The organism is Frankia sp. CeTa3Moorea, from assembly GCF_978021225.1.
In genome coordinates, this window is the sequence record NZ_CDXDOR010000128.1 from 1 (window position 1) to 1,013 (window position 1,013).

Genomic DNA, 1,013 nt, shown 5'->3' on the forward strand with positions numbered 1-1,013 from the left:
GCGGCCGGTGTTGCCGGACTGGGTGCGTGCCGATGTCGAACGCCGGTCGTTGCTGCGGGCCGAACGGCGCGCCGGGCGTGGCGTCCGGTGGGCGCGTCGTCGGGCGGCGGTGACCGCCTTCGGATGGACCGCCGTGGCCGCGGTGACGCCGGTCGCCGCCGTCGTGGACGGCTGGGGCTGGCTGGTTGTGGGCGGCGCGGCGATCATCAGGGCGGGTCTCGCCGGCTGGGAGACGGCCGTGATCCGGCGGGAGGACCGCGGGTTCGCCCTGCCGAGCGCCCCCGCTCCGCAGCCCTGGGCGTTGCGGCACTCGGCGGCCGCCGAGCCGTTGCGCCGTGGCGAGGCGGGTCTGGCGGCGCTCGTCGCGATGGCCCGGACGCTTGCTCCCGGCGCCGCCCGCGGCCCGGTGCGGGCGGCCGTGGCCGGCGCCGCCGATCTGGTGGACGGGCTGCGGGTCACCGCCATACGGGTCGTCGCGTGTGAAAGGGCGGCCCGAGCGGTGACGCATCCCGCTCGACGAGCCGAGATCCTGGCGACGAGGAAGGACCTGGTGGCCGGAATGTCGGCGTCGGTGGCCACTCTGGACGACCTGCTGGCAGCGGCCAGCGAGGTCATGGGCACGGTGGTCGCGTCTTCGCCGGACCTGGCCCGACTGACCCAGCAGATCGAGGCTCTGCGCAGTTATGCAGCTGCTCTGCGTGAACTTTCCGGTTGATCGCGGGCGCCGGTGATGATCCAGCTGGGTGGCGCCATCGGGTAGGTCGTCGAGACGTTCCGCCCAGTTCCTTCGTGTACCCATAGTGACCGGCGGCGAGTGGCTCCATGAGGGCTTACGAAGCAGAACGTCATTCTCTCGCCCGTTTTGGCGGTGTACTGACCGGTTGATGGCGCCAAGGCGGCTCGCGATAAGCTCGGATCACAGTCGGGCGATAACACGGTGCGTATCGATCGGGCGGGCACGCCGCCCACCGGGATATGCCGCTGCTGGCTCACGTGAGAGCGGATGGTAATGT

The 1,013-nt window shown here is 71.7% G+C and carries 1 protein-coding gene; it reads left to right on the forward strand.

Annotation, left to right across the window (positions count from 1 at the left end; all coding sequences use genetic code 11):
- On the forward strand, positions 1-715 hold a 715-nt coding region (gene pspM / locus AC08OV_RS18855), incomplete at its 5' end, for a phage shock envelope stress response protein PspM (RefSeq protein ID WP_476620046.1).
- Positions 716-1,013 lie beyond the last annotated feature (298 nt).